This is a genomic window from Psychroserpens sp. SPM9, assembly GCF_025153525.1.
In the GTDB taxonomy this organism is placed as follows: Bacteria; Bacteroidota; Bacteroidia; order Flavobacteriales; family Flavobacteriaceae; genus Psychroserpens.
Window position 1 is genome coordinate 1 of record NZ_JANZNR010000036.1, and the last position, 750, is coordinate 750.

Below are 750 nucleotides of genomic sequence, written 5' to 3' on the forward strand. Positions count from 1 at the left end.
ACGGATAATTGTGGAGGCACAGTGACAGTCACTCATGATGCTACATTACCAATTTCAGGAGAAGGGACAACAACGATTGTGACCTGGACTTACGATGATGGCAACGGCAACACATCCACACAAACTCAAAATGTAATTATTGATGATGTGACAGCACCAACACCAGATGCTGTTAGTTTATCAGATATCACAGCGGAATGTGAAGTAACAAGTTTAACCGCACCAACAGCGACGGATAATTGTGGCGGTACAGTGACAGTCACTCATGATGCGACGCTGCCCATTTCAGGAGAAGGGACAACAACGGTTGTGACCTGGACTTACGATGACGGCAACGGCAACACATCCACACAAACTCAAAATGTAATTATTGATGATGTAACAGCACCAATACCAGATGCAGTTAGTTTATCAGATATCACTGCGGAATGTGAAGTAACGAGTTTAACTGCACCAACAGCGACGGATAATTGTGGCGGTACAGTGACAATCACTCATGATGCTACATTACCAATTTCAGGAGAAGGGACAACAACGATTGTGACTTGGACTTACGATGATGGCAACGGCAACACATCCACACAAACTCAAAATGTAATTATTGATGATGTGACAGTACCAACACCAGATGCTGTTAACTTATCAGATATCACCGCGGAATGTGAAGTAACCAGTTTAACCGCACCAACAGCAACGGATAATTGTGGAGGCACAGTGACAGTCACTCATGATGCTACATTACCAATTTCA

1 pseudogene is annotated in these 750 nt (G+C 43.6%); it reads left to right on the plus strand.

Features of this window, described 5'->3' with window-relative positions:
- Window positions 1-750 (plus strand): annotated as a pseudogene (locus N4270_RS17090) (hypothetical protein); the annotation flags it as partial.